Genomic DNA, 640 nt, shown 5'->3' with positions numbered 1-640 from the left:
CGGTGTGCCGCAGGCCCGCGGCGGCCAGTCTCCTGGCCAGCACCGCGGTCAGCAGCGGGTGCGGCCCGAGCGGGGCGGCCACCGTCGCGTCCGGCCGCGCGGCGGCGACCACCGCCGGCAGGTCGATGTGCACGTGGTAGCCGCCGGCCAGCAGCAGGGGGACCACCACCACGGGGCCGGGCAGCCGGGCAGCACGTCGGCCAGCAGCGGGGAGCTGATCTCCAGGAAGCGAGTTCCACCCGCCGCCCGGGGCGGGCCCGCCGTACCAGGTCGCGCAGGGCCGTGAGCGTCTCCTCCCCCGCGGCGCTGCGCGTCCCGTGCGCGGCCAGGACGAGCGTCGTCACACGACCTCGCCGCGTTCGCACGCCAGGCGGTAGCCGCGCTTGACGACCGTCTCGACGATGCCCGCCGGTCCGAGGGCCCGCCGCAGGCGGGTGATCGCCATCTCCACGGCGTGCTCGGCCGAGTCGCGGGACGGGCCTCCGGGCAGGACGGTCCGCAGCTCCGAGCGGGCCACCACGTGGCCGGGCTTGTCGGCCAGGCGCTTGAGCACCGCCATCGGGGCGGGCGGCAGCGGCTTGAGCTCGCCGTCGACGACGACGGCGTGGCCGCGGATCTCCAGCCCGTGGCCGCCGGCGCA

The 640-nt window shown here is 78.0% G+C and carries 1 protein-coding gene and 1 pseudogene; both read right to left on the bottom strand.

The genetic code is table 11. The features are described 5' to 3' along the window. A pseudogene (locus ACWJ6R_RS37660) lies at positions 1-133 on the bottom strand (sirohydrochlorin chelatase); the annotation flags it as partial. 207 nt (positions 134-340) lie between these two features. Beyond that, positions 341-640 (bottom strand): winged helix-turn-helix domain-containing protein (locus ACWJ6R_RS37655; protein WP_449066754.1); only part of this gene is annotated, 300 nt, incomplete at its 5' end.

Source organism: Planomonospora algeriensis, assembly GCF_977012225.1.
This window is presented reverse-complemented; position numbering and strand designations above follow the sequence as displayed.